Origin of the sequence: Pseudomonas sp. BF-B-26, from assembly GCF_019956495.1 — a bacterium.
Taxonomy (GTDB): Bacteria; Pseudomonadota; Gammaproteobacteria; order Pseudomonadales; family Pseudomonadaceae; genus Aquipseudomonas.
The window spans coordinates 1-21654 of the sequence record NZ_JAHBDP010000057.1; the positions used below are offsets into that span (position 1 = coordinate 1).

The window sequence follows — 21654 nt, forward strand, 5'->3', positions numbered from 1 at the left end:
GTGTGCCAGTCGCCATAATTATTGAATGACACACCGCATTCGCGAGCAAGCCCGCTCCCACAAGGGTTGTGTGCTCATCACCAAATCGCAGGCAAAAAAAAGCCCGATCTCGCTAAGCGTTCAATCGGGCTACAGCACTCAGGAGCAACAAGTGCAAAGGGAGGTTCGATGCGCGTAAAGCCATGAAGGGGTTGCGCCAGGTCACTTGAACATCAAGGGATTATCTGGCGATTAAAACCTCAGGCGACGAGGGAAAGCTTGGCGTTGGCCTGGCTCAGGCCTTTCTCCTGGAAGTCACCGCCCAGGTTCATGCCTTCGGCGTGAATGAACGTCACGTCGTGGATCCCGATGAACGCCATGACCTGGCGCAGGTAGGGTTCCTGGTGATCCGCGGTGCTGCCGGCGTAGATTCCGCCGCGGGCAGTCAGCACGTAGGCACGTTTGCCGCTGAGCAAGCCTTGCGGGCCAGTGTCGGTGTACTTGAAGGTCACGCCAGCACGCAGCACATGGTCGAGCCAGGCTTTGAGGGTGCTCGGGATGGCGAAGTTGTACATCGGCGCGGCCATGACCAGTACATCGGCAGCCAGCAATTCGTCAGTCAACTGGTTGGAGCGTTCCAAAGAAGCCTGTTCGATGTCGTTGCGCTGCTCGGCAGGTTTCATCCAGCCGCCCAGCAGGTTGATATCCAAATGCGGCACCGGGTTGACGGCCAGGTCACGAACGGTGATGTGGTCGTTCGGGTGCGCGGTTTGCCACTGGCTGATGAAGGTCTGGGTCAGTTGACGCGAAACCGAGTCTTGCTGACGAGCGCTGCTTTCGATGATCAGAACGCGGGACATGGGATGTAGCCTCCATCTGAGAATGTTGTAAGTCGATGGAGTGAAGGTTAAACAGAGTTAAATCGATGAAAAAGCGCAAATAACTGCTATAAACCATCAATAAATTCGTTTATAAGCAGAGCGTACCTTGTGGGAGCGGGCTTGCTCGCGAAAGCGGTATGTCAGTCAACATTGATGTCGACTGACACGACCCCTTCGCGAGCAAGCCCGCTCCCACAGGGTTGTAATGTCAATTGGGGGTGCAGGTCAGTTTGATACGCATCTTGATGATGCTTCGGCTGAACTTGGCGGTGGCATTTTTGTGTTTACCAGCGGCGACTTCGATATTGCGGGTACGTGGCGCTTCCGGGCCATTGTTGAAAACTACCTTACAGGCCGCATCGGTGGTGCCGTAGTTGTTCACCTGAATGGAGGCGATGTCGTTATCCGTGTCATACGCGTTGTAGTCGATGCTCATGCCGTTCAGTTGTTTTTCAACGTCGATCGGATAGGCAAACGCCGTCAGCGGCAGCATCGCCAGCAGCACACAACCCGATACCACACCACAAAGCTTTTTCATTCAGCAGTCTCCAATAAGGACTGCCAGCTTAGGACAAGAGGAGCTATTCATGAAAGCGCCCCGCGTGACCCTTGATCAATGGCGAACGTTACAGGCCGTGGTCGACCACGGCGGTTTCGCCCAGGCCGCCGAAGCGCTGCACCGCTCGCAATCATCGGTGAGCTACACCGTGGCGCGCATGCAGGACCAACTCGGCGTACCGCTGTTGCGCATCGACGGCCGCAAAGCGGTGCTGACCGAAGCCGGCGGCGTGCTGTTGCGCCGTTCGCGGCAACTGGTGAAACAGGCCAGCCAGCTGGAAGACCTGGCCCATCACATGGAACAGGGCTGGGAAGCAGAAGTGCGGCTGGTGGTCGACGCCGCCTACCCGAGCGCCCGCCTCGTTCGCGCCTTGACCGCGTTCATGCCGCAGAGCCGTGGCTGCCGGGTGCGTCTGCGCGAAGAAGTATTGTCGGGGGTGGAAGAAGTCTTGCTCGAAGGCGTGGCCGATCTGGCCATCAGTGGCTTCAGCATTCCCGGTTACCTGGGCGCGGAATTGAGCGACGTCGAATTCGTGGCGGTTGCCCATCCCGAACATCCCTTGCACCGCCTCAACCGCGAACTGAATTTCCAGGACCTGGAAAGCCAGCTGCAAGTCGTCATCCGCGACTCCGGTCGCCAGCAGCCTCGGGACGTCGGCTGGCTCGGCGCGGAACAGCGCTGGACCGTCGGCAGCCTGGCCACCGCGGCGACGTTTGTCAGCAGCGGCCTGGGTTTCGCCTGGTTGCCTCGGCACATGATTGAACGGGAAATCAAGGAAGGCCTGCTCAAGCTGCTACCGTTGGACCAGGGTGGCAGCCGCAACCCGAGCTTCTACCTGTACTCGAACAAGGACAAACCCTTGGGGCCGGCCACGCAGATTCTCATCGAACTGCTGCGCACCTTTGATACCGCGCCGCTGGATGCACCTTTCGCCGCCCCTGAACAAGCCTGACAAGGAGTGTATGCATGGCCTATTTCGAACATGAAGGTTGCAACCTGCACTATGAGGAATATGGCCACGGCACGCCGTTGCTGCTGGTCCACGGACTCGGCTCCAGCACCCTGGACTGGGAAAAGCAGATCCCGGCGTTGGCGGCCCGCTACCGGGTGATCGTCCCGGATGTACGCGGCCACGGTCGTTCCGACAAACCCCGCGAGCGCTACAGCATCGCCGGGTTCAGCGCCGACCTGGTCGCCCTCATGGAGCATTTGAACCTCGGCCCGACACATTATGTGGGACTTTCCATGGGTGGCATGATCGGTTTTCAACTGGCCGTGGACCAGCCGCAATTGCTCAAAAGCCTGTGCATCGTCAACAGCGCGCCCGAGGTCAAACTGCGCAGCCGCGATGATTACTGGCAGTGGTTCAAGCGCTGGAGCCTGATGCGCGTACTCAGTCTCGGCGCCATCGGCACCACGCTTGGAGGCAAGCTGTTCCCGAAACCGGAACAGGCAGATTTGCGACAAAAAATGGCCGAGCGCTGGGCAAAAAACGACAAACATGCTTATCTCGCCAGCTTCGATGCAATCGTTGGCTGGGGGGTTCAGGAACGACTTTCGAAGGTGTCCTGTCCAACGCTCATCGTCAGCGCCGACCGTGACTACACACCGGTCTCGCTGAAAGAGACCTACGTAAAACTGCTGCCCGATGCGCGGCTGGTGGTGATCGCCGATTCGCGCCACGCCACCCCGCTGGATCAACCCGAAATATTCAACCAAACGCTGCTCGAGTTTCTCACCGCAGTCGACACCACCTCACTCAGGATCACTGACCCATGCTGAAAAAAATCGCCCTCGTCGCTGGCTCCGTTCTGTTTGCCGCCAACCTGATGGCCGCAACGCCCGCCAAGGCGCCGCACGTGCTGCTGGAGACCACCAATGGCCAGATCGAAATCGAACTGGACCCGGTCAAGGCGCCGATCAGTACCAAAAACTTCCTCGATTACGTCAACAGTGGCTTCTACAACAACACGATTTTTCACCGTGTGATTCCAGGGTTCATGATTCAGGGCGGTGGTTTCACTCAACAAATGCAGCAGAAAGAAACCAAGGCACCGATCAAGAACGAGTCCAAAAACGGTCTGCATAACGTCCGTGGCACACTGTCCATGGCCCGCACCTCCAATCCTGATTCGGCCACTAGCCAGTTCTTCGTGAACGTCAAGGACAATGACTTCCTCGACAGCGGTGACGGCTATGCGGTCTTCGGTAAAGTCGTGAAAGGCATGGACGTGGTAGACGTCATCGTCAACTCGCAAACCACCACCCGTGGCGGCATGAAAGATGTGCCAGCCGACCCTGTGTTCATCAAGTCGGCCAAAGTCATCGACTAAGCTACACAGGAAGTCTTGAGCGGCTGCCGGAGTGCGCCGCTCACACTGTTCAAAGGAGAGCCCGTGCGCGGGCGGAGAACCAATGCTTTATCGCCGTTTCGAGAAACTGATCGACATTTTCCGCGAGGCCCCGACGGCCGCGCCGCCGGATCGGGTTCTGCCTTTTTATACCTATTACCTGAAGCAGGTCTGGCCGAGTTTCGCCGTCCTGCTGATCGTCGGTCTGATCGGTGCGCTGATCGAGGTGGCGCTGTTCAGTTACCTGAGCCGCATCATCGACCTGACCCAAGGCACGCCGAACGTCGATTTCTTCAAGGAACATGGCATCGAACTGGCCTGGATGGCGGTGGTAGCCCTGGTGTTCCGGCCGATTTTTGTCGGCCTGCATGACCTGCTGGTGCACCAGACCCTGAGCCCCAGCATGACCAGCCTGATCCGCTGGCAGAACCACAGTTATGTGCTCAAACAGAGCCTGAATTTTTTCCAGAATGACTTCGCCGGGCGCATCGCCCAACGCATCATGCAGACCGGCAACTCGCTGCGCGATTCAGCCGTGCAAGCGGTGGACGCGCTGTGGCACGTGCTGATCTACGCGATCAGTTCGCTGGTGCTGTTCGCCGAAGCCGACTGGCGCCTGATGATCCCGCTGCTGACCTGGATCGTCGCCTTCATCAGTGCCCTTTACTACTTCGTGCCACGGGTAAAGGAACGTTCGGTCGTGTCCTCCGATGCGCGTTCCAAACTCATGGGGCGGATCGTCGACGGCTACACCAACATCACCACCCTGAAGCTGTTCGCCCACACCAACTTCGAGCAGCAATACGCTCGCGAAGCGATCAAGGAACAAACCGAAAAAGCCCAACTGGCCGGCCGGGTGGTCACCAGCATGGACGTGGTCATCACCAGCATGAACGGCTTGCTGATCGTCGGCACCACCGGCCTGGCCCTGTGGCTGTGGACGCAGTCGCTGATCACCGTAGGCGCGATTGCCCTGGCCACCGGCCTGGTGATCCGCATCGTCAACATGTCCGGCTGGATCATGTGGGTGGTCACCGGCATTTTCGAAAACATCGGCATGGTTCAGGACGGTTTGCAGACCATCTCTCAACCGGTCAGCGTCACCGATCGCGAGCAGGCCAAACCGCTGGCGGTCACCCGTGGAGAGGTGCGTTTCGAGCACGTGGATTTCCACTACGGCAAGAAGAGCGGGATCATCGGTGACCTCAACCTGACCATCAAGCCCGGTGAGAAAATCGGCCTGATCGGTCCATCCGGCGCAGGCAAATCAACCCTGGTTAACCTGCTGCTGCGCCTCTATGACGTGGAGGGCGGACGCATCCTCATCGACGGCCAGAACATCGCCGAAGTCGGCCAGGAAAGCCTGCGCGAGCGCATTGGCATGATCACCCAGGACACGTCCCTGCTGCATCGTTCGATCCGCGACAATTTGTTGTACGGCAAACCCAACGCCACCGACGCCGAACTCTGGGAGGCGGTGCACAAGGCCCGCGCCGACGAGTTCATCCCGTTGTTGTCGGACTCCGAAGGTCGCACCGGTTTTGATGCCCACGTCGGTGAGCGTGGGGTGAAACTCTCCGGCGGTCAGCGTCAGCGGATTGCGATTGCTCGCGTGCTGCTCAAGGACGCGCAGATCCTGATCATGGACGAGGCCACCTCGGCGCTGGATTCGGAGGTCGAAGCAGCGATCCAGGAAAGCCTCGAAACCCTGATGCAGGGCAAAACCGTAATTGCCATCGCTCACCGGCTCTCGACCATCGCCCGCATGGACCGGCTGGTGGTGCTGGAAAAAGGCAAGATCGCCGAAACCGGCAGCCACGCCGAACTGCTGGCCCATGGCGGGTTGTATGCGCGGTTGTGGCAGCACCAGACAGGTGGATTTGTCGGCATCGATTGATGATCGTTCCCACGCTCTGCGTGGGAATGCCTCAAGGGACGCAGAGCGTCCAGTGACGCGGAGCGTCACGGGCTGCATTCCCACGCAGAGCGTGGGAACGATCTTGCCCCCTTCAGTCTTGCCGGTAAGGCAAAGCCGTCCTCGCTTCCTCGGCATACGCCAACACACCAGCGCGCTCTTGCTGCAGGAAGTCTTTGACGGCGGCTTTCAGGCCGGGATGACGCAAGTTGTGCCATGAATGAGTGATCACGGGTTCGAACCCGCGAATCAACTTGTGCTCACCCTGGGCACCGGCATCGAAACGCTGGAAGCCATTGGCAATTGCGTAATCCATGCCCTGGTAGAAACAGGTCTCGAAGTGCAGACGGTCGAACTCCGCCAGACAGCCCCAATAACGACCGTAAAAACTGTCGCCGCCCACCAGACTGAAGGCCATGGCCACCGGCCGTGAGCCTTGCTTGGCCAACACCACACGAATCGACTCTGGCATGCGCTCGGCCAGCAAACTGAAAAACTCCCGCGTCAGATACGGCGCTTGCCGACGCACTGCGTAGGTGTTGGCGTAGCAGGCATAGACAAAATCCCACTGCGCCTGATCGAGTTGCCTACCTTCAAGCCATTCGAAATCAATGCCCTGCCCCGCCACTTGCTCGCGCTCCTTGCGCATCTGTTTGCGCTTGCGCGAACTGAGAGCGTCGAGGAAGTCCTGAAAATCCCGATAGCCGCGATTCTGCCAGTGGTACTGACAGCCGATTCGCTGCAACCAGCCCGGCTGCTCGGCCAAGGCTGCGTCAGTGAACGGGTCGGTGAAGTTGATGTGGGCACTGGAGAGTTGTTCGATTTCAAGGTAGCCCGGCAGGCTTTTCAACAGTTCAAAACCGTCCTCGAGCGTGGCCGCCAGCAAACGCGGGCCACTGACCGGACTGAACGGCACAGCCGTCAGCAGCTTGGGGTAGTAATCGATCCCGGCACGCTCACAGGCATCGGCCCAGGCGTGGTCGAACACGTACTCGCCGTAGGAATGCCATTTGCGGTAACTGGGCAGCGCGGCAATCAGGCGATCGCCTTCGATGTGCAACAAATGCTCGGGTTGCCAGCCGGAATGAGGGCCGACGCTGCCGCTGTCTTCCAGCGTGCTGAGAAAGGCGTGGCGCAGAAAGGGCTGATTCTCGGGCACCAGGGCATCCCACGTCTGCGACGCGATTTCAGACAGACTTTCCAGACGTTGCAGCGGCATCAGTTCTTTCCTACTTCTTTGCGTGAAAGCCCGGCGAGTATCGCCCATCGCCAAAAAATCCACACGAGCAATTCGACGACAGCGCTCTCGCTCAATAGTTCTCGATGACTTTGTATCGTCATCGAGACGCCATCACATTGCCACTGCCCTGTCATAAACCATCGCGATACTGGCGCCTGTTTTTAGAGCGCCGGGTTCTAAACCTGGTCACTGTTTTCCGCCCTCAAAGGTCGGTTGTGTCCTGGATGGCTCAGTCATCCCATTACATCTTCGGAGATTGATATGCGTCTTGCTTCCACGAAAACTGCGGCAGCCTTGTGTGGCGGGTTGCTGCTGGCCATGAGTGTACCGGCCAGCGCCGCAGTCGACGCCAAACTGCTCGACATGCTCAAGGCAAACGGCTCGATTTCGCCTGCGCAGTACACCGAACTGCAAGCCGAGCTGGCCAGGGATCAGAAAGACCAGCAAATCGCCCGCCAGGCTCAACAAGAGACCAACGAGCAGATCGCGGCGACTGCGAAGAAAACCAATGAACTGAGTACCTTCGACCAAAAACTGGCGTGGGCCGCCAAGACCCAATTCAAGGGTGATGTGCGTTTCCGTCAGGAAAACGTCCACAACGATGGCGTTTCAAACAGCAAAGACCAGGATCGTCAGCGCATTCGTGCCCGCCTGGGTGCCTACAGCGAGATCAACCCTCAGGTCGACACCGGTATTCGTATCGCCACCGGCAACAACGACGACGCTCGCTCCACCAACCAGAGTCTGGACAATTACTTCGACAAGAAGCAGATCTGGCTGGACCAGGGTTACGTCGACTACCACCCGGACGCCATCAAGAACCTGCACATCGTTGGCGGCAAGATGCCGCAGCAATGGGTGAGCATGGGCGACATCATCTGGGATAGCGACATCAGCCCGGAAGGTCTGTCGCTGGCTTACAAATACCCGCTGGGCGCCAGCACCGAGCTGTTCGGTAGCGCCGGCCACTACACCCTCAAGGACAACGTCGACGGCGACGGCGTGCAGTTCAAGCACGACTTGCGTCTGTACGCCGGCCAGTTGGGCGCGCGCTTCGCTATCACCGACAACCTGAAACTGACCCTGGGTGGCAGCATCTACGGCTACGACAACGACGACGACATCCGCACAGGCGGCACCAGCATTCCAGCCGCACTGGCCATCAACGGCAACAGCCCGAACGAGCAATTCAAACTGTACGAAGGCTTCGGCCAGCTCGACATCGGTGGCCTGCCTATGCCGCTCTCGCTGTACGGTCAGTACGTGAACAACAAGGACGCCAGCAACGATCAGGACTCTGCCTGGTTGGCCGGTGTAAAGACCAAGTTCTACGGCTTCGCAGTGGACTACAACTACCGCGACGTACAGCGTAACGCGGTGGTCGGCGCCTTCACCGACTCCGACTTCGCCAACGGTTTCACCGGTTCGCGCGGCAGCAAGCTGAAAGTGAGCTACGAGTTGGACAAGAACTTCAACCTCGGCGCGACGTACTTCATGGCTAACTCTGACTACACTAACGCCAACCTGAAAGACTCCGACATCAACACCCTGCAACTGGATGCCGAAGCGAAGTTCTGATTCCCCGCTACACGACTCGGGCAAGGAAGCCCGAGGCGCTTTTACAAACTCGCGTTGTGGTATCGGTCCCCATCATCCGTCCGATAGACCAACGCGAGGCTGTTTTCATTTCCCGCTACACAGCCGGACCTTTGTGGCGAGCGAGCTTGCTCGCGTTGGGGCGCGAAGCGGCCCCATGTATTCCTCCAGACAAAACCCACTCGCTGGTTTTACGACTGCTTCGCAGCCGAGCGGGAGCAAGCTCCCTCGCCACAGGAAAGTGTCCTCGCCAAAAATCAGGCTGCGATCTTTTAAGCCAAACTCAGCGCTTGCGCAGAATCACGCTACCAATCGAGTAACCAGCGCCGAACGAGCTGAGCACGGCCAGCGAACCTGCAGCCAGATCGTCCTGGTTCTTGTGAAACGCAATCACGGAACCGGCGGAGCTGGTGTTGGCGTAGGTGTCGAGAATCACCGGGGCTTCTTCTTCGGTGGCTTCGCGGCCCAGCAGCTTCTTGACGATCAGGTGGTTCATGCTGAGGTTGGCCTGGTGCAGCCAGAAGCGTTTCACGTCGCCGATGTTGAGCGTGTTCTCTTCCAGGTGCGTAGCGATCAGCTCGGCGACCATCGGGCAGACATCGCGGAACACCTTGCGGCCTTCCTGCACGAACAATTTGTCCTTGGTACCGATGCCCTCTTCCGCCGCGCGGTTGAGGAAGCCGAAGTTGTTGCGGATGTTGTTGGAGAACTTGGTCAGCAGCTTGGTGCTGACGATGTCGAACTGGTACTTGGACGTTGCCAGGTCAGCACGTTCGATGATCACCGCAGTCGCGGCGTCGCCGAAGATGAAGTGGCTGTCACGGTCGCGGAAGTTCAGGTGACCGGTGCAGACTTCCGGGTTGACCATCAGGATCGCCCGGGCCTGGCCCAGTTGCACGCTGTTGGCCGCAGCCTGAATGCCGAAGGTCGCCGAGGAGCAGGCAACGTTCATGTCGAAACCGAAACCCTGGATGCCCAAGGCTTCCTGGACTTCGATGGCGATGGCCGGATAGGCCCGTTGCAGGTTGGAGCAGGCGACGATCACGCCGTCGATGTCCGCGGCGGTCTTGCCGGCACGCTGCAAGGCTTGCTCGGCGGCGCCGATGGCCATTTGGCAAAGCACCGACCACTCGTCATTCGAGCGTTCCGGCAGGCGTGGCGCCATGCGTTGCGGGTCGAGGATGCCTTCCTTGTCCATGACAAAGCGGCTTTTGATGCCAGACGCCCTTTCGATAAACGCCACGCTGGACTCGGTCAACGCTTCGATTTCGCCGCGCGCGATGGCGTCAGCGTTGTCGGCGTTGAATTGCGCGACGTAGGCGTTGAAAGACTGCACCAGCTCTTCGTTGGAGATGCTGTTGGCCGGGGTGTACAGGCCGGTGCCGCTGATGACGACGTTATGCATGGTCGTTTCTCTAATCTGTTCAGGCAGAAAGTGTTGGCACCGACGTACCAACACACAAAGGATCTGCTCCCGTCAGGGGGAGCAAACCTGGCATCGCTTTATTCCGATCCGCCCAGGCCTGTGAAGGCTCAAAACCGCGGGGCCGGCGTTTATAGGCGCGAAGTTTGCCATAAACAATGGGTTTTGGCGCCTTTTGCGAGAGTAACGCGTACCTAATGTGGGAGCGGGCTTGCTCGCGAAAGCGGTGTATCAGTCAACATTGATGTTGAAGCTGACGGCCCCTTCGCGAGCAAGCCCGCTCCCACAGGGTTCAGGGTTCGACCTGGGTCCATTGCTTGTTCAGGCGCTTGTCGGAGATCGGCACCTTGGTCCCCAATTGTTGGGCGAACAGGGAAACCCGGTATTCCTCCAGCCACCAGCGATAGAGTTCCAGCTGCGGATCGCGTTTGCCTTCCTGGGCATGTTTGTTGGCGCGAGTTTGATATTGCGTCCACAGGCCAGACAACTCGCCGCTCCAGACCCGATCCCTCTGCACCTGAGCGCCGATTTTCTCGAAGCGCTGCTCGACCGCTTTCAGATAACGCGGCAACTCCTTGAGCCACTGCATCGGGGTTTCCCGGACGAAGCCCGGATACACCAGGTGACTGAGTTGCTGTTTGATGTCGTTCAGGGCCACGGCTTGCGCCAGGTCGATCTTGCCCTTGAAGCGTTTTTGCAGGCCGTGCCAGAGCTTGAGAATCTCCAGCGTCAGCTTGGCCAAGCGCTCGGCATGCTCGGTCCAGCCACCGCGCTTGCGTTCAGCCAGTGAGGCCAACCCGGCGCCATCCCGTGGCAGCGGGTCTTCGCCGTCGAGAATGCAGCTGTCGAGGCTGGCCAGCAGAATGTCTTCGACCAGACTGTCGACGCGCCCCATGTCGCGGTACATCAGGCCCAATTCGGTCAGCCCCGGCAACTTGCTGCGCAGGAACTTCGCCGGTTCGGCCAGTTGCTGCATCAGCAAACGCTGCAAGGCGCGGCGATGTTGAAACTCGGCTTCGGCCGGCGTCGAGAAACGTCCTTCCTTGACCGTGCCGCTCTCTTCCACCAGCGCCGGATACACCGTCATCGATAACCCGGCGATCTTCTGCTGGGTTTTCTCGGCGACGGCGGCAAACACTTTCGGCTCCACCGGTTGCTGGTTTTTCGCGGTTTGCGGCACGGCCAATGCAGCCTGACTGGCTTCGGCAAAGCGTGCGGTCAGTTCTGCCAAATCGCGCCCTTCACCGAGGAACTTGCCTTGGCCGTCGACGATTTCCAGGTTCATCCGCAAATGACTGTCGACCTGCTGCGACGCTTCGGCCCAGGCTTCATCGCTGACCCGCGCACCGGTCATGCGCAACAGTTCACGACCCAGCGCTTGAGGCAACGAGCCCTCGGCGAAAGTCATGCGCTGCAATGCGGCTTTGACGAAGTCCGGCACCGGTACGAAATTCTTGCGCAGGGCTTTGGGCAAGTTGCGCACCAGCGCAATGCACTTGGCCTCGATTACGCCCGGCACCAGCCATTCCAGGCGCTCAGACGGCAGCATCGGCAACAACGGCGCCGGCACGCGCAGGGTTACGCCGTCGCGTGGATGGTTCGGTTCGAAGTGGTAACTGAGCGCCAACTCCAGATCACCGATGTGCAAGGTGTCCGGGTAATGCAAAGCGGTGACTTCACTCGCCTCGCGGGCCAGCACGTCTTCTTCGCGCATGATCAGCAGCTGCGGGTCTTTCTGACTGTTGACCCGATACCAGCTGTCGAAGGTCGCAGTCTGGTGGATCTCCGCCGGCAGTCGTGCATCGTAGAAGGCATACAGGGTTTCTTCGTCGGCCAGAATGTCGCGACGGCGAGCCTTGGCTTCCAGTTCGTCGAGCTGTTCCAGCAACTGCGCATTGGCTGTCAGGCACTTGGCCTTGGACTGAATCTCGCCGCGTACCAGACCTTCGCGAATGAAGAACTCACGAGACACCACCGGGTCGATCGGCCCGTAGTGCACCGGCCGGCGACCGACCACGATCAGCCCGAACAACGTGATCTGCTCGAACGCCACGACTTGACCTCGCTTCTTCTCCCAATGGGGTTCGAAGTGGTTTTTCTTGATCAGGTGCCCAGCCAGCGGCTCGATCCAGTCGGCGTCGATCTTGGCGACCATGCGCGCATAGAGCTTGGTGGTTTCCACCAGTTCGGCCGCCATCAGCCATTGCGGACGCTTTTTACCGAGACCCGATGACGGGTGAATCCAGAAGCGCCGCTGACGCGCACCGAGGTAATCGCCTTCATCGGTTTTCTGGCCGATCTGGCTGAGGAGCCCCGAGAGCACGGCTTTGTGCAGTTTCGGGTAATCCGCCGGTTCTTTGTTGAGGCTCAACTGCATGTCGCGGCAGATCAGGCTCAACTGCCGATGGGAGTCGCGCCATTCGCGCAGACGCAGGTAATTCAGGAAGTTTTTGCGGCACCAATTGCGCAGCGGGCTGGCGGTCAGCGCCTGACGCTGTTCTTCGAAACCACGCCACAGATTGACCAGCCCGGCGAAATCCGAGTCCACGTCTTTCCATTGCGCGTGAGCCTGATCCGCCGCTTGCTGACGTTCCGGCGGACGCTCGCGCGGGTCCTGAATCGACATGGCGCTGGCGACGATCAGCACTTCCTGCAAGCTGCCGAGTTTCGCCGCTTCCAGCAGCATGCGGCCCATGCGCGGGTCCACCGGCAGCCGCGCCAATTGGCGGCCAAGCGGCGTCAGTTGGCTGTTGCGGTCGACCGCCGAGAGTTCTTGCAGCAGGTTGAAACCGTCGCTGATGGCTTTGCCATCCGGCGGCTCGATAAACGGGAAATCGGTGATCTCGCCGAGGCGCAGATGCAGCATCTGCAAAATCACCGCCGCGAGGTTGGTGCGCAGGATTTCCGGATCGGTAAATTCCGGGCGACCGATGAAATCTTCTTCACCGTATAGACGAATACAAATACCCGGCTCGACCCGCCCGCAGCGACCTTTACGCTGGTTGGCGCTGGCCTGGGAAATGGCTTCGATGGGCAGGCGCTGGACCTTGGCGCGGTAGCTGTAACGGCTGATGCGCGCGGTACCGCTGTCGATCACATAACGAATGCCCGGCACGGTCAGCGAGGTTTCCGCGACGTTGGTCGCCAGGACCACGCGCCGACCTGGGTGCGACTGGAAAATCCGCTGCTGTTCGGCCGGCGACAGCCGTGCGTAGAGCGGCAGAATCTCGGTGTGCTTGAGCTGGGCCTTGCGCAGCATGTCCGCCGCGTCGCGAATCTCGCGCTCGCCGGGCAGGAACACCAGCACATCGCCGGGGCTCTTGCGCTCGCTGCGTTCGAACGCGGCGATTTCGTCGAGGGTGGCGAGGATCGCCTGATCCACCGTCAAGTCGTCCTCGACGCGGTTGCCCTCTTCGTCCTGCTCCAGGGTCAGCGGGCGATACCAGGTTTCCACGGGAAAGGTGCGGCCGGAGACTTCGACAATCGGCGCGTCATCGAAGTGCTTGGAGAAACGCTCCAGGTCGATGGTCGCCGAAGTGATGATGACTTTCAGGTCTGGACGACGCGGCAACAGGGTTTTCAGGTAACCGAGCAGGAAGTCGATGTTCAGGCTGCGTTCGTGGGCTTCGTCGACGATGATCGTGTCGTAGCGTTCGAGGTAGCGGTCGTTCTGGGTTTCCGCCAGCAGGATGCCGTCGGTCATCAGTTTGATCAGGGTGTTGGAATCGCTCTGATCCTCGAACCGTACCTGATAGCCGACCAACGCACCCAACGGCGTCGCCAGTTCTTCGGCGACCCGGCTCGCCACGCTGCGGGCGGCGATTCGACGGGGCTGGGTGTGGCCGATCAGGCCATGCTGGCCGCGACCGATTTCCAGGCAGATCTTCGGCAACTGGGTGGTTTTACCCGAACCGGTTTCACCGGCAATGATCAGCACCTGATGCTTGAGCAGCGCTGCTTTGATTTCGTCGCGCTTGGCGGCGATCGGCAGGCTGTCGTCGTAACGAATCACCGGCAGGCTGGCCCGCCGCGCCAACACCTGATCACAGGACGCCTGCGTGCGCGTCACCCACTGGGCCAGCTTGGCCTCGTCAGGTTTTTTGCGCAGCTCAAGCAACTGCCGCCGCAGCCGGTGGCGGTCGGCGAGCATGGCGTGATCGAGGTTTTTCAGCAGTTTGTCGATGGAAGGCGATTCGTCAGTCATCAGGTACGCAATAAGTCGTCTAGTGGCGCAGGGGGTGGATTGTCGCAGATTTGGGGGCTCGGCGACGAACTCAACCTGCCTTTGTGGCGAGGGGATTTATCGAAACGTCGCACCGCCCCGTTCGGTTGCGAAGCAATCGTAAACCGGTCAGCGCGGTTTATCTGAAATGCCGCGCTGGATGGTTTTAGGGTCGCTTCGCAACCCAACGGGGATAAATCCCCTCGCCACAGGGGGTTCACTCAGCGGGACTATTCGTTGTCGAGGCCCTTACGGCGGTACGGGAACACATCAATCACCTTCCCGGCGCGAATCGCTTCCTGAAGGCTTTTCCAGTAATCGGCGTTGTACAACTCACCATGCAATTGATCGAACAACTTGCGCTGCCCGGAATCAGCAAACAAAAACGGCGGAAACTCTTCAGGAAACACATCCAGCGGCCCAATCGAATACCACGGCTCCGACGCCATCTCGTCTTCCGGCGTGCGCGGTTGCGGGATATGCCGGAAGTTGGCCTCGGTCAGGAAGCAGATCTCGTCATAGTCATAAAACACCACTCGCCCGTGACGCGTGACGCCGAAGTTCTTCAGCAGCATGTCGCCGGGGAAAATGTTCGCCGCCGCCAGTTGCTTGATCGCCAGGCCGTAATCTTCCAGCGCCTCGCGGACCTGAGCATCGTTGGCGTTCTCCAGATACAGGTTCAACGGCGTCATCCGCCGTTCGGTCCAGCAGTGGCGGATCAGCACGGTGTCGTCCTCTACCGACACGGTGGACGCGGCCACTTCGAGCAATTCTTGCAGACAGGCCGGCTCGAACTTGCTCAACGGGAAACGGAAGTCGGAAAATTCCTGGGTGTCGGCCATGCGCCCGACCCGGTCGACACTTTTCACCAGGCGGTACTTCTCGATCACCGTGGCGCGGTCGACGTTTTTCGACGGCGAAAAGCGGTCCTTGATGATTTTGAATACGGTGTTGAAACCCGGCAGGGTAAACACGCTCATCACCATGCCACGCACGCCCGGGGCCATGATGAACTGGTCGTCGGTGTTGGCCAGGTGGTTGATCAGCGCCCGGTAGAACTCGGACTTGCCATGTTTGTAGAAGCCGATCGAGGTGTACAGCTCGGCGATGTGCTTGCCCGGCAAAATGCGCTTGAGGAAACCGATGAACTCCGCCGGTACCGGCACGTCGACCATGAAATACGAACGGGTGAACGAGAAGATGATCGACACGTCCGCTTCATCGGTGATCAGCGCATCGATCTGAATCCCGCGACCTTCGCGATGCAGCAGCGGAATCACCAGCGGCCATTGTTCGTCCTGGGTGTAGATGCGCCCGACCAGGTACGCGCCTTTGTTGCGGTAAAGCACCGAGGAAAACAGTTCGACGCTCAATTCCGGGTCCTTGCAGACCCAGTCCGGCAGGTTTTCACGCAGTTGAGCTTCGAGGCGGCGCAGGTCGCCGGCCAGGTCGGCGTAATCCTCGCTGAAGCGGTAGTCGGCAAAAATGCTCGCCAGCATCCCGGACAACTGCCCCTGAGGCTTGTAGGTGCGGGTTTGTGCGGCGCGGGCCCGGCGCAGGCTCGGCCGGGTGGTGTGAATGAACATGCAGCCGTCGCTGATCAAGTCGTGGCTGAACAGCCCGCAGAAGATCGAGTTGTACCAGGTTTCGGACAGTTCATCGTCGAAGCGCAGGTCGATCAGCGTGATGTAAGCGCTTTTGACCAGCGGCCAGCAGCTGACATCCAGCGTGTCGGCGTCGAAAGCGATGCGCAGCCGCTCCACCGTTTCGCTGACTTTTTCTTCGTAGAGATTGATCCGCGCGGCCGACGCCGATTGCGTCTCCTGCCACTTGGCCTGCTCGAAGCGAGCCCGGGCGCCGTCGGTGATCTGGCGGAAATGCTCGCGGTAATCGTCAAAGCCATCGAGGATCATTCGGGCGATGTCGGCGGCTGGCCATTGCTGCGGCATAGGTAAAACCTCGGCGGCTGATGCTTATCGTGGGGCCTGAGCTTAGTGGCCCTTTGTTACGCAACGCAACCATTGCCTTGCGTCCTGACTGGCGCGACACTTGCGCGCCCATCAAGGAAGGAACGTGCTGTGAACCCCGTCGATACTCTGCGTTTGTTATCGCTTGCCGCCATTTGGGGCGCGAGCTTTCTGTTCATGCGCATCATCGCCCCGGTGATTGGCACAATCCCCACTGCTTTTTTCCGCGTATCGATTGCCGCTACCGGCCTGCTGGTGATTCTCGGTCTGATGCGCATCAGCTGGGATTTCAAAGGCAAACTCAAAACCGTGATGCTGCTCGGAGTGATCAACTCAGGGATTCCGGCGACCCTCTATTCGGTGGCTGCGCAAGTGTTACCGGCCGGTTATTCGGCGATTTTCAACGCCACAACGCCATTGATGGGCGTGCTGATCGGCGGTCTGTTCTTCCATGAAAGGCTCACCGCCGCCAAGCTTGGCGGCGTGTTCCTCGGGTTGCTTGGCGTGGGCATCCTGACCCGAGCCGGTCCGGTGGCGTTCGACATGGAACTGCTGATGGGCGCCCTCGCCTGCCTGCTCGCCACGACCTGCTACGGTTTCGCCGGATTCCTCGCGCGCCGCTGGCTCGATCAGGCCGGAGGTCTCGACAGTCGTCTATCGGCGGTGGGCAGCATGCTGGGCGCGACGTTGTTTCTGTTGCCGCTGTTCGGTTACAGCGTGATCAGCCAGCCACCGGAGAGCTGGGGCGGCTGGAGTGTCTGGTTGTCGCTGCTGGGGTTGGGGCTGGTATGTACGGCGCTTGCGTACATTATTTACTTCCGCCTGCTCAGCTCGGTCGGGCCGGTGAAGTCGATGACCACGACCTTTCTGATTCCGCCGTTCGGGGTGTTGTGGGGGGCGTTGTTGCTGGATGAGCCGTTGTCGATGGCGCACATCTATGGCGGGGTGTTGATTGCGGCGGCGTTGTGGTTGGTGTTGAAGACATCGGTGGTGAAGGCTGTTGGGGGGGCGACCAAGTAGAGTTGTGGTGCGGCTGATGACGCCTTCGCGAGCAAGCCCGCTCCCACAGGGATTGCGCTGAACCTGTGGGAGCGGGCTTGCTCGCGAAGGCGATTGTTCAGACGCTACAAAGCTGACTGACTCACCTCGCCATCCACCAACCGCCGAATCCCCAGCGGATTGGCGTTCTGCAGCGCCTTGTTTTGTTTCAAGCGTTTTTACGGAATACGAACACCAAACCGATGATGATCAGCAACATGCCCAGCATGCTCAACGCCGCCAGCCGGTTGCCGAAAATCAGGTAGTCCATCACCGCCGTTACCGCCGGCACCAGGTAAAACAGACTGGTGACATTGACCAGGTTGCCCCGGGCGATCAAGCGATACAGCAGCAAGGTCGCCAGCACCGACACGACCAATCCCATCCACAACACCGGTACGATAAAACCGGTGCCGTGTTCGAAATGAAAGGGTTGGAACGGCACGAAGACTCCGCAGAGCAACAGCCCCGCCAGGTACTGCACGGGCAGCGTGCCGAGTGGATTGTCGGTGATGCGCTTCTGCATGATCGAACCGAACGTCATGCTCGCCAGTGCCAGCAAACCGAAGAGCATCCCGGCCAGCGAAATACCGGCCAGACCGATGCCTTGGTAAACCACCATGATCAACCCGGCCAACCCCAGCGTCAGACCAAACATTCTGCTGGCTGATCGCTGACGCTCCATGATCACCACCGTGAGAATGGGCTGCACGCCCATGATCGTCGCCATCACTCCCGGGGTGACTTTCAGGTCCAGGGCCAGCAGATAGAAAATCTGATAAGCCCCCAGCAACACCACACCCGTGGCCATCGCATACACCATCGGCTTGCCGCCCTTGGGCAGCTTCAACTTGAGCAACGGCACCAGCAGCACCAGACCGAATAGCGCGATGGCAAAGCGAAACAGCAGAAAGGCAAAGGGGGACGCGTGGGCCAAGCCCCATTTGGAGAAAATCGCCCCGCTGCTCCACAGCAGAACGAACAGGCTCGTGGACGCCGCCGCGAGCGCGGTGTTTTTCGAAAGGACAAACATGAATACCACCTGTAGTCAGGCAAAAAGCCAACTCAGCCGAAGCTGAAATTCAGTAGTTTTTTCAAGCGGGCGCTTTTTCAGACGGGCGTGGGAACAGCAGAAAAAAGCTGATCAGCCCGAAAAGCCAACGCCTGGCGGTGATACGACTGCGCACACCGGCGAGCTACTGACAGGTGGGGGGTAATGACTGATCTGCGCAGGCTGCTGATTCCCGCACGGCACGACGCCAGCGTTGACCGCTGAATCGACTACCGCGTTGATGAGGGATGCAGGCATGGGCTGATCTTTTTTGAGGGCCGTGCTCGGGAAAGCAGGCGAGCGCCGACTATAACCAGCCCGCGACATAGATTGCAATGACTTGGTCAAAGGGCCAGTAACGACAGCTGCAGCACCGCAATCTACCTTGGAGAGAAATGCAAACGCCCGCTATGAGGGACAGGGAATGCACGAGATCACATGCCAAGGGAACGGACGCATCTTCGGTATCAGTTGTATCGATCGAGGGCTAGAACGCTTGCTGCTATCAGCGCTGCTCAGTTGCAACATGAACTGGAACTGGCAGGCCCAACGGACATTGATCTATCGCGGGTGCGGTTTGACGCCATCAATGCGCAGGCGCTGGATGCTTGCGAGCGCTGGGAGGATCCACACTTTTTATGGAATGAGGTCATAGGATGGAAAGCAAAGGAGCCTTTGTCTCTGGATATTGCCATCTGGTTCGAAGAGGAATTGTGCGGACTATGCTTCGCGAATCCGAACAACAGTCGGCAACGAATCCGCATCGTGCGATTGGAAGGGCGACCGCAAGAAGCACATCCTTTAAAAAACCGGATTGCGGCCCTCGCTGTTTCGGCCATCGAACATTACGCCGTGATTATCGGTAGTAGATTCATCGAAGTACAGGAACCGCTGGAAGGTGCAATTTCTATTTATAAACGACTCGATTTCTACGAAGACGCTGAAGGTCGACTTGTCAAAACTGTGGAGAGCCTAGTATCGTGAAAACTGTTCAATTAATGACCGATAACGGAGGAAATATGCACGGAGTCATCAGAAACCCGCACATAAGAAAACGCTCCTCTGCCCAGGAAAACAAACCTGTCAAAGTAGAACTGACGGCCAGTCAGCGGCGCATTTTACAGGTCCTTGCGACGGGTATCGAAGGCGAACCTGACGTGCTCGCCGGGCGACCATAACTTCGGCGAAAAAAAACCGCTCCAATGAGCGGTTTTTCATTTCTTGCACGCAATCACCCAAACAACCAATACCCCAACAACGTAAACACCACCACCGCCAACACTGGTCGCAGCACACGGTAGGCCTTGGGATTGCGACGCTTCCACTGTTTGATCACACCGCTGAACTTGTCGCTGGAGTTCTTGCTCCATGCGTAAACATGGTTAATCCCGCCAACACGTTCATCATCAAGATTCTGCGGTGCAGTGGCGCGACCCAAAAAACCGCTGACCCAGCGGTTGAGGCGGGTCATCAGGCGGTTGCTCAGCGGTCGTTCGATGTCGCAAAAGAGGATGACCCGAGTCTTGTCGGTTTCATTCTTGACCCAATGCACGTAGGTTTCGTCGAACATCACGTCTTCGCCATCACGCCAGGCGTAGACCTGACCGTCGACGAAGATCCGGCAATCGTCGGAGTTCGGTGTCGATAGCCCCAAGTGATAACGCAGGGAACCGCCGAACGGATCACGGTGCGGGTTGAGGTGGCTGCCGCCTGGCAGCAACGCGAACATGGCGCCTTTGACGTTGGGAATGCTACTGACCAATGCCACGGTTTTCGGGCACAGGGCTTCGGCCGATGGCAGTGGTTTGTCGTACCACTTGAGGTAAAAGCGCTTCCAGCCTTTCTTGAAGAACGAACCGAAACCAGCGTCGTTGTTCTTTTCGGCGGCGCGGATGTAACCCTCGTCGAACAAATGCATCGCTTCGTCGCGGATGACTTCCCAGTTGTCCTTGAGCACATCCAGTTCCGGGAACTTGCTGCGGTCAAGATAGGGTTTGGACGGCACGCTGGAGAACAGGTACATCAAGGCGTTATAGGGTGCGAACAACGCCGAGTGGTTGACGAACTGACGCAACACCGGCAAACGCGCCTTGCCGCGCAAATGCACATAGAGAGTGCTGCCGAAGAACAGCAACAACAGCGACGCCTTTGCGGCAAGGGAAACGGTCATCAACAACTCCTTGATAGTAGACAACTTTGCATAACGCCATTTACCCGACGTGGCAGCCCGTCATGATAAACATTACCGGCCTCGGGAAACACCCGTGCATTTCAACATTCAGTGTTAAGGATTACGCAATAAAGCACTTCTTAACATAAGGTTCCTGAACGGGGGCTGACCTGAATCAACCCCCTCCCACTGGATCAAAAACCGCAACGCCTATTGCTGATTCTCCTGCTCGGTAAACAGATCACTGAACAGCATGCTCGACAGGTAGCGTTCACCGGAGTCCGGCAGGATCACCACGATGGTCTTGCCCTGCATTTCCGGGGTTTCCGCCAGGCGAACGGCCACCGCCATGGCGGCGCCGCAGGAAATGCCGCTCAAAATCCCTTCTTCCTGCATCAGGCGCAGGGCCATGGCCTTGGATTCTTCATCGCTGACCAACTCGACCCGATCGACCATCGACAGATCAAGATTCTTCGGCACAAAGCCGGCACCAATACCCTGGATCTTGTGAGGGCTCGGCTTGATCTCTTCACCGGCCATTGCCTGGGTGATGACTGGCGACACCGCTGGCTCCACCGCCACCGAAATAATCGGTTTGCCCTGGGTATTCTTGATATACCGCGAAACCCCGGTAATGGTTCCACCCGTTCCGACGCCTGCCACCAGTACGTCGACTGCACCGTCGGTGTCGTTCCAGATTTCCGGACCGGTGGTTTTTTCGTGGATGGCCGGGTTGGCCGGGTTTTCAAACTGCGACGGCATGAAGTAGGCAGCCGGGTCGCTGGCGACAATTTCAGCCGCCTTTTCGATCGCTCCTTTCATGCCCTTCGCCGGTTCGGTCAGTACCAGTTCGGCCCCCAAAGCCTTGAGCACTTTGCGTCTCTCGATACTCATCGACGCCGGCATGGTCAGCATCAGTTTGTAACCGCGAGCCGCAGCGACGAACGCCAGGCCGATACCGGTATTGCCTGAGGTCGGTTCGACGATGGTCATGCCAGGCTTGAGTTTGCCGGTGCTTTCGGCGTCCCAGATCATGTTTGCACCGATCCGGCACTTGACCGAGTAACCGGGGTTACGCCCTTCGATCTTGGCCAGGATGGTCACGCCGCGCGGGGCGATACGGTTGATCTGCACCAGCGGTGTATTGCCGATGGAATGGGCGTTGTCAGCGTAGATACGGCTCATGGCTGGGTCCTTATACAGCGTTAAATAAGCTCTCCAAGGTATGCCTGTTGCCCTTGGTCGTCCAGTCAGTCGAACGT

At 58.9% G+C, this 21654-nt stretch carries 16 protein-coding genes and 1 pseudogene; 8 read left to right on the forward strand and 9 right to left on the reverse strand.

Annotated elements, in window-relative coordinates; genetic code table 11:
- Window positions 1-239 precede the first annotated feature (239 nt).
- Window positions 240-839 carry an FMN-dependent NADH-azoreductase gene (locus KGB03_RS06310; RefSeq protein WP_223526589.1) on the reverse strand — a complete coding sequence of 200 codons (600 nt, stop codon included), beginning with the start codon at window positions 837-839 and terminating at the stop codon, window positions 240-242.
- A gap of 229 nt (window positions 840-1068) precedes the next feature.
- Window positions 1069-1398, reverse strand: a complete 330-nt coding sequence (locus KGB03_RS06315) for a 3-phosphoglycerate kinase (protein WP_223526590.1) — start codon at window positions 1396-1398, stop codon at window positions 1069-1071.
- 49 nt (window positions 1399-1447) lie between these two features.
- Between KGB03_RS06315 and KGB03_RS06320 the strand changes: the two genes are divergently transcribed.
- The 4 genes and pseudogenes from KGB03_RS06320 to KGB03_RS06335 all read left to right on the forward strand — a co-directional run bounded on the left by KGB03_RS06320 (window position 1448) and on the right by KGB03_RS06335 (window position 5667).
- Window positions 1448-2371 (forward strand): LysR family transcriptional regulator, encoded by a 924-nt coding sequence (locus KGB03_RS06320; RefSeq protein ID WP_074874335.1) that lies wholly within the window; start codon window positions 1448-1450, stop codon window positions 2369-2371.
- A 14-nt stretch (window positions 2372-2385) separates the two neighbouring features.
- A pseudogene (locus KGB03_RS06325) lies at window positions 2386-3191 on the forward strand (alpha/beta fold hydrolase).
- A 3-nt stretch (window positions 3192-3194) separates the two neighbouring features.
- Entirely contained in the window at window positions 3195-3752 is a 558-nt protein-coding gene (locus KGB03_RS06330; protein ID WP_008153188.1) for a peptidylprolyl isomerase A, read from the forward strand.
- A gap of 82 nt (window positions 3753-3834) precedes the next feature.
- A complete protein-coding gene (locus KGB03_RS06335) occupies window positions 3835-5667 on the forward strand; it encodes an ABC transporter ATP-binding protein (protein ID WP_223526592.1) in 1833 nt (610 codons plus the stop codon).
- 112 nt (window positions 5668-5779) lie between these two features.
- On the opposite strand, the gene KGB03_RS06340 is transcribed toward KGB03_RS06335, so the two are convergent.
- Window positions 5780-6904 carry a GNAT family N-acetyltransferase gene (locus KGB03_RS06340; protein ID WP_223526593.1) on the reverse strand — a complete coding sequence of 375 codons (1125 nt, stop codon included), beginning with the start codon at window positions 6902-6904 and terminating at the stop codon, window positions 5780-5782.
- 282 nt (window positions 6905-7186) lie between these two features.
- Here KGB03_RS06340 and KGB03_RS06345 point away from each other — a divergent pair, with 282 nt between their 5' ends.
- On the forward strand, window positions 7187-8503 hold the full coding sequence (locus KGB03_RS06345) for a putative porin (RefSeq protein ID WP_218536419.1): 1317 nt from the start codon (window positions 7187-7189) through the stop codon (window positions 8501-8503).
- 301 nt (window positions 8504-8804) lie between these two features.
- On the opposite strand, the gene KGB03_RS06350 is transcribed toward KGB03_RS06345, so the two are convergent.
- The 3 genes from KGB03_RS06350 to aceK all read right to left on the reverse strand — a co-directional run bounded on the left by KGB03_RS06350 (window position 8805) and on the right by aceK (window position 16115).
- Window positions 8805-9926 carry a beta-ketoacyl-ACP synthase III gene (locus KGB03_RS06350; protein WP_223526594.1) on the reverse strand — a complete coding sequence of 374 codons (1122 nt, stop codon included), beginning with the start codon at window positions 9924-9926 and terminating at the stop codon, window positions 8805-8807.
- 310 nt (window positions 9927-10236) lie between these two features.
- Window positions 10237-14148, reverse strand: coding sequence for an ATP-dependent RNA helicase HrpA (hrpA, locus tag KGB03_RS06360; RefSeq protein WP_223526595.1), 3912 nt, complete (start codon window positions 14146-14148; stop codon window positions 10237-10239).
- Window positions 14149-14396: 248 nt separating this feature from the next.
- Window positions 14397-16115: a bifunctional isocitrate dehydrogenase kinase/phosphatase gene (gene aceK, locus KGB03_RS06365; RefSeq protein WP_111450786.1), complete on the reverse strand. Its 1719-nt coding sequence runs from the start codon at window positions 16113-16115 to the stop codon at window positions 14397-14399.
- A 129-nt stretch (window positions 16116-16244) separates the two neighbouring features.
- Between aceK and KGB03_RS06370 the strand changes: the two genes are divergently transcribed.
- The gene (locus tag KGB03_RS06370; protein ID WP_223526596.1) at window positions 16245-17153 is read left to right on the forward strand and encodes a DMT family transporter; all 909 of its coding nucleotides are present in this window, start codon (window positions 16245-16247) and stop codon (window positions 17151-17153) included.
- Between the two features lie 187 nt (window positions 17154-17340).
- On the opposite strand, the gene KGB03_RS06375 is transcribed toward KGB03_RS06370, so the two are convergent.
- The gene (locus tag KGB03_RS06375) at window positions 17341-18204 is read right to left on the reverse strand and encodes a DMT family transporter (RefSeq protein WP_218536416.1); all 864 of its coding nucleotides are present in this window, start codon (window positions 18202-18204) and stop codon (window positions 17341-17343) included.
- Between the two features lie 456 nt (window positions 18205-18660).
- Here KGB03_RS06375 and KGB03_RS06380 point away from each other — a divergent pair, with 456 nt between their 5' ends.
- Both KGB03_RS06380 and KGB03_RS06385 read left to right on the forward strand, forming a co-directional pair.
- On the forward strand, window positions 18661-19206 hold the full coding sequence (locus KGB03_RS06380; RefSeq protein WP_223526597.1) for a hypothetical protein: 546 nt from the start codon (window positions 18661-18663) through the stop codon (window positions 19204-19206).
- Window positions 19203-19400 (forward strand): hypothetical protein, encoded by a 198-nt coding sequence (locus tag KGB03_RS06385; RefSeq protein WP_134097859.1) that lies wholly within the window; start codon window positions 19203-19205, stop codon window positions 19398-19400. Before KGB03_RS06380 ends, KGB03_RS06385 begins: the two co-directional genes overlap by 4 nt.
- Before the next feature lie 53 nt (window positions 19401-19453).
- Here KGB03_RS06385 and KGB03_RS06390 read toward each other — a convergent pair whose 3' ends face one another.
- Window positions 19454-20392, reverse strand: a complete 939-nt coding sequence (locus tag KGB03_RS06390) for an aspartyl/asparaginyl beta-hydroxylase domain-containing protein (protein ID WP_008153168.1) — start codon at window positions 20390-20392, stop codon at window positions 19454-19456.
- A 210-nt stretch (window positions 20393-20602) separates the two neighbouring features.
- A complete protein-coding gene (cysK, locus tag KGB03_RS06395; protein ID WP_134097854.1) occupies window positions 20603-21577 on the reverse strand; it encodes a cysteine synthase A in 975 nt (324 codons plus the stop codon).
- Window positions 21578-21654 lie beyond the last annotated feature (77 nt).

Coding starts and splice junctions, on each gene's coding strand:
- aceK (WP_111450786.1), bottom strand. CDS start 16,115: ATGCCGCAGCAATGGCCAGCCGCCGACATCGCCCGAATGATCCTCGAT.
- KGB03_RS06330 (WP_008153188.1), top strand. CDS start 3,195: ATGCTGAAAAAAATCGCCCTCGTCGCTGGCTCCGTTCTGTTTGCCGCC.
- KGB03_RS06335 (WP_223526592.1), top strand. CDS start 3,835: ATGCTTTATCGCCGTTTCGAGAAACTGATCGACATTTTCCGCGAGGCC.
- KGB03_RS06315 (WP_223526590.1), bottom strand. CDS start 1,398: ATGAAAAAGCTTTGTGGTGTGGTATCGGGTTGTGTGCTGCTGGCGATG.
- KGB03_RS06350 (WP_223526594.1), bottom strand. CDS start 9,926: ATGCATAACGTCGTCATCAGCGGCACCGGCCTGTACACCCCGGCCAAC.
- cysK (WP_134097854.1), bottom strand. CDS start 21,577: ATGAGCCGTATCTACGCTGACAACGCCCATTCCATCGGCAATACACCG.
- KGB03_RS06390 (WP_008153168.1), bottom strand. CDS start 20,392: ATGACCGTTTCCCTTGCCGCAAAGGCGTCGCTGTTGTTGCTGTTCTTC.
- KGB03_RS06380 (WP_223526597.1), top strand. CDS start 18,661: ATGCCAAGGGAACGGACGCATCTTCGGTATCAGTTGTATCGATCGAGG.
- KGB03_RS06375 (WP_218536416.1), bottom strand. CDS start 18,204: ATGTTTGTCCTTTCGAAAAACACCGCGCTCGCGGCGGCGTCCACGAGC.
- hrpA (WP_223526595.1), bottom strand. CDS start 14,148: ATGACTGACGAATCGCCTTCCATCGACAAACTGCTGAAAAACCTCGAT.
- KGB03_RS06345 (WP_218536419.1), top strand. CDS start 7,187: ATGCGTCTTGCTTCCACGAAAACTGCGGCAGCCTTGTGTGGCGGGTTG.
- KGB03_RS06310 (WP_223526589.1), bottom strand. CDS start 839: ATGTCCCGCGTTCTGATCATCGAAAGCAGCGCTCGTCAGCAAGACTCG.
- KGB03_RS06340 (WP_223526593.1), bottom strand. CDS start 6,904: ATGCCGCTGCAACGTCTGGAAAGTCTGTCTGAAATCGCGTCGCAGACG.
- KGB03_RS06320 (WP_074874335.1), top strand. CDS start 1,448: ATGAAAGCGCCCCGCGTGACCCTTGATCAATGGCGAACGTTACAGGCC.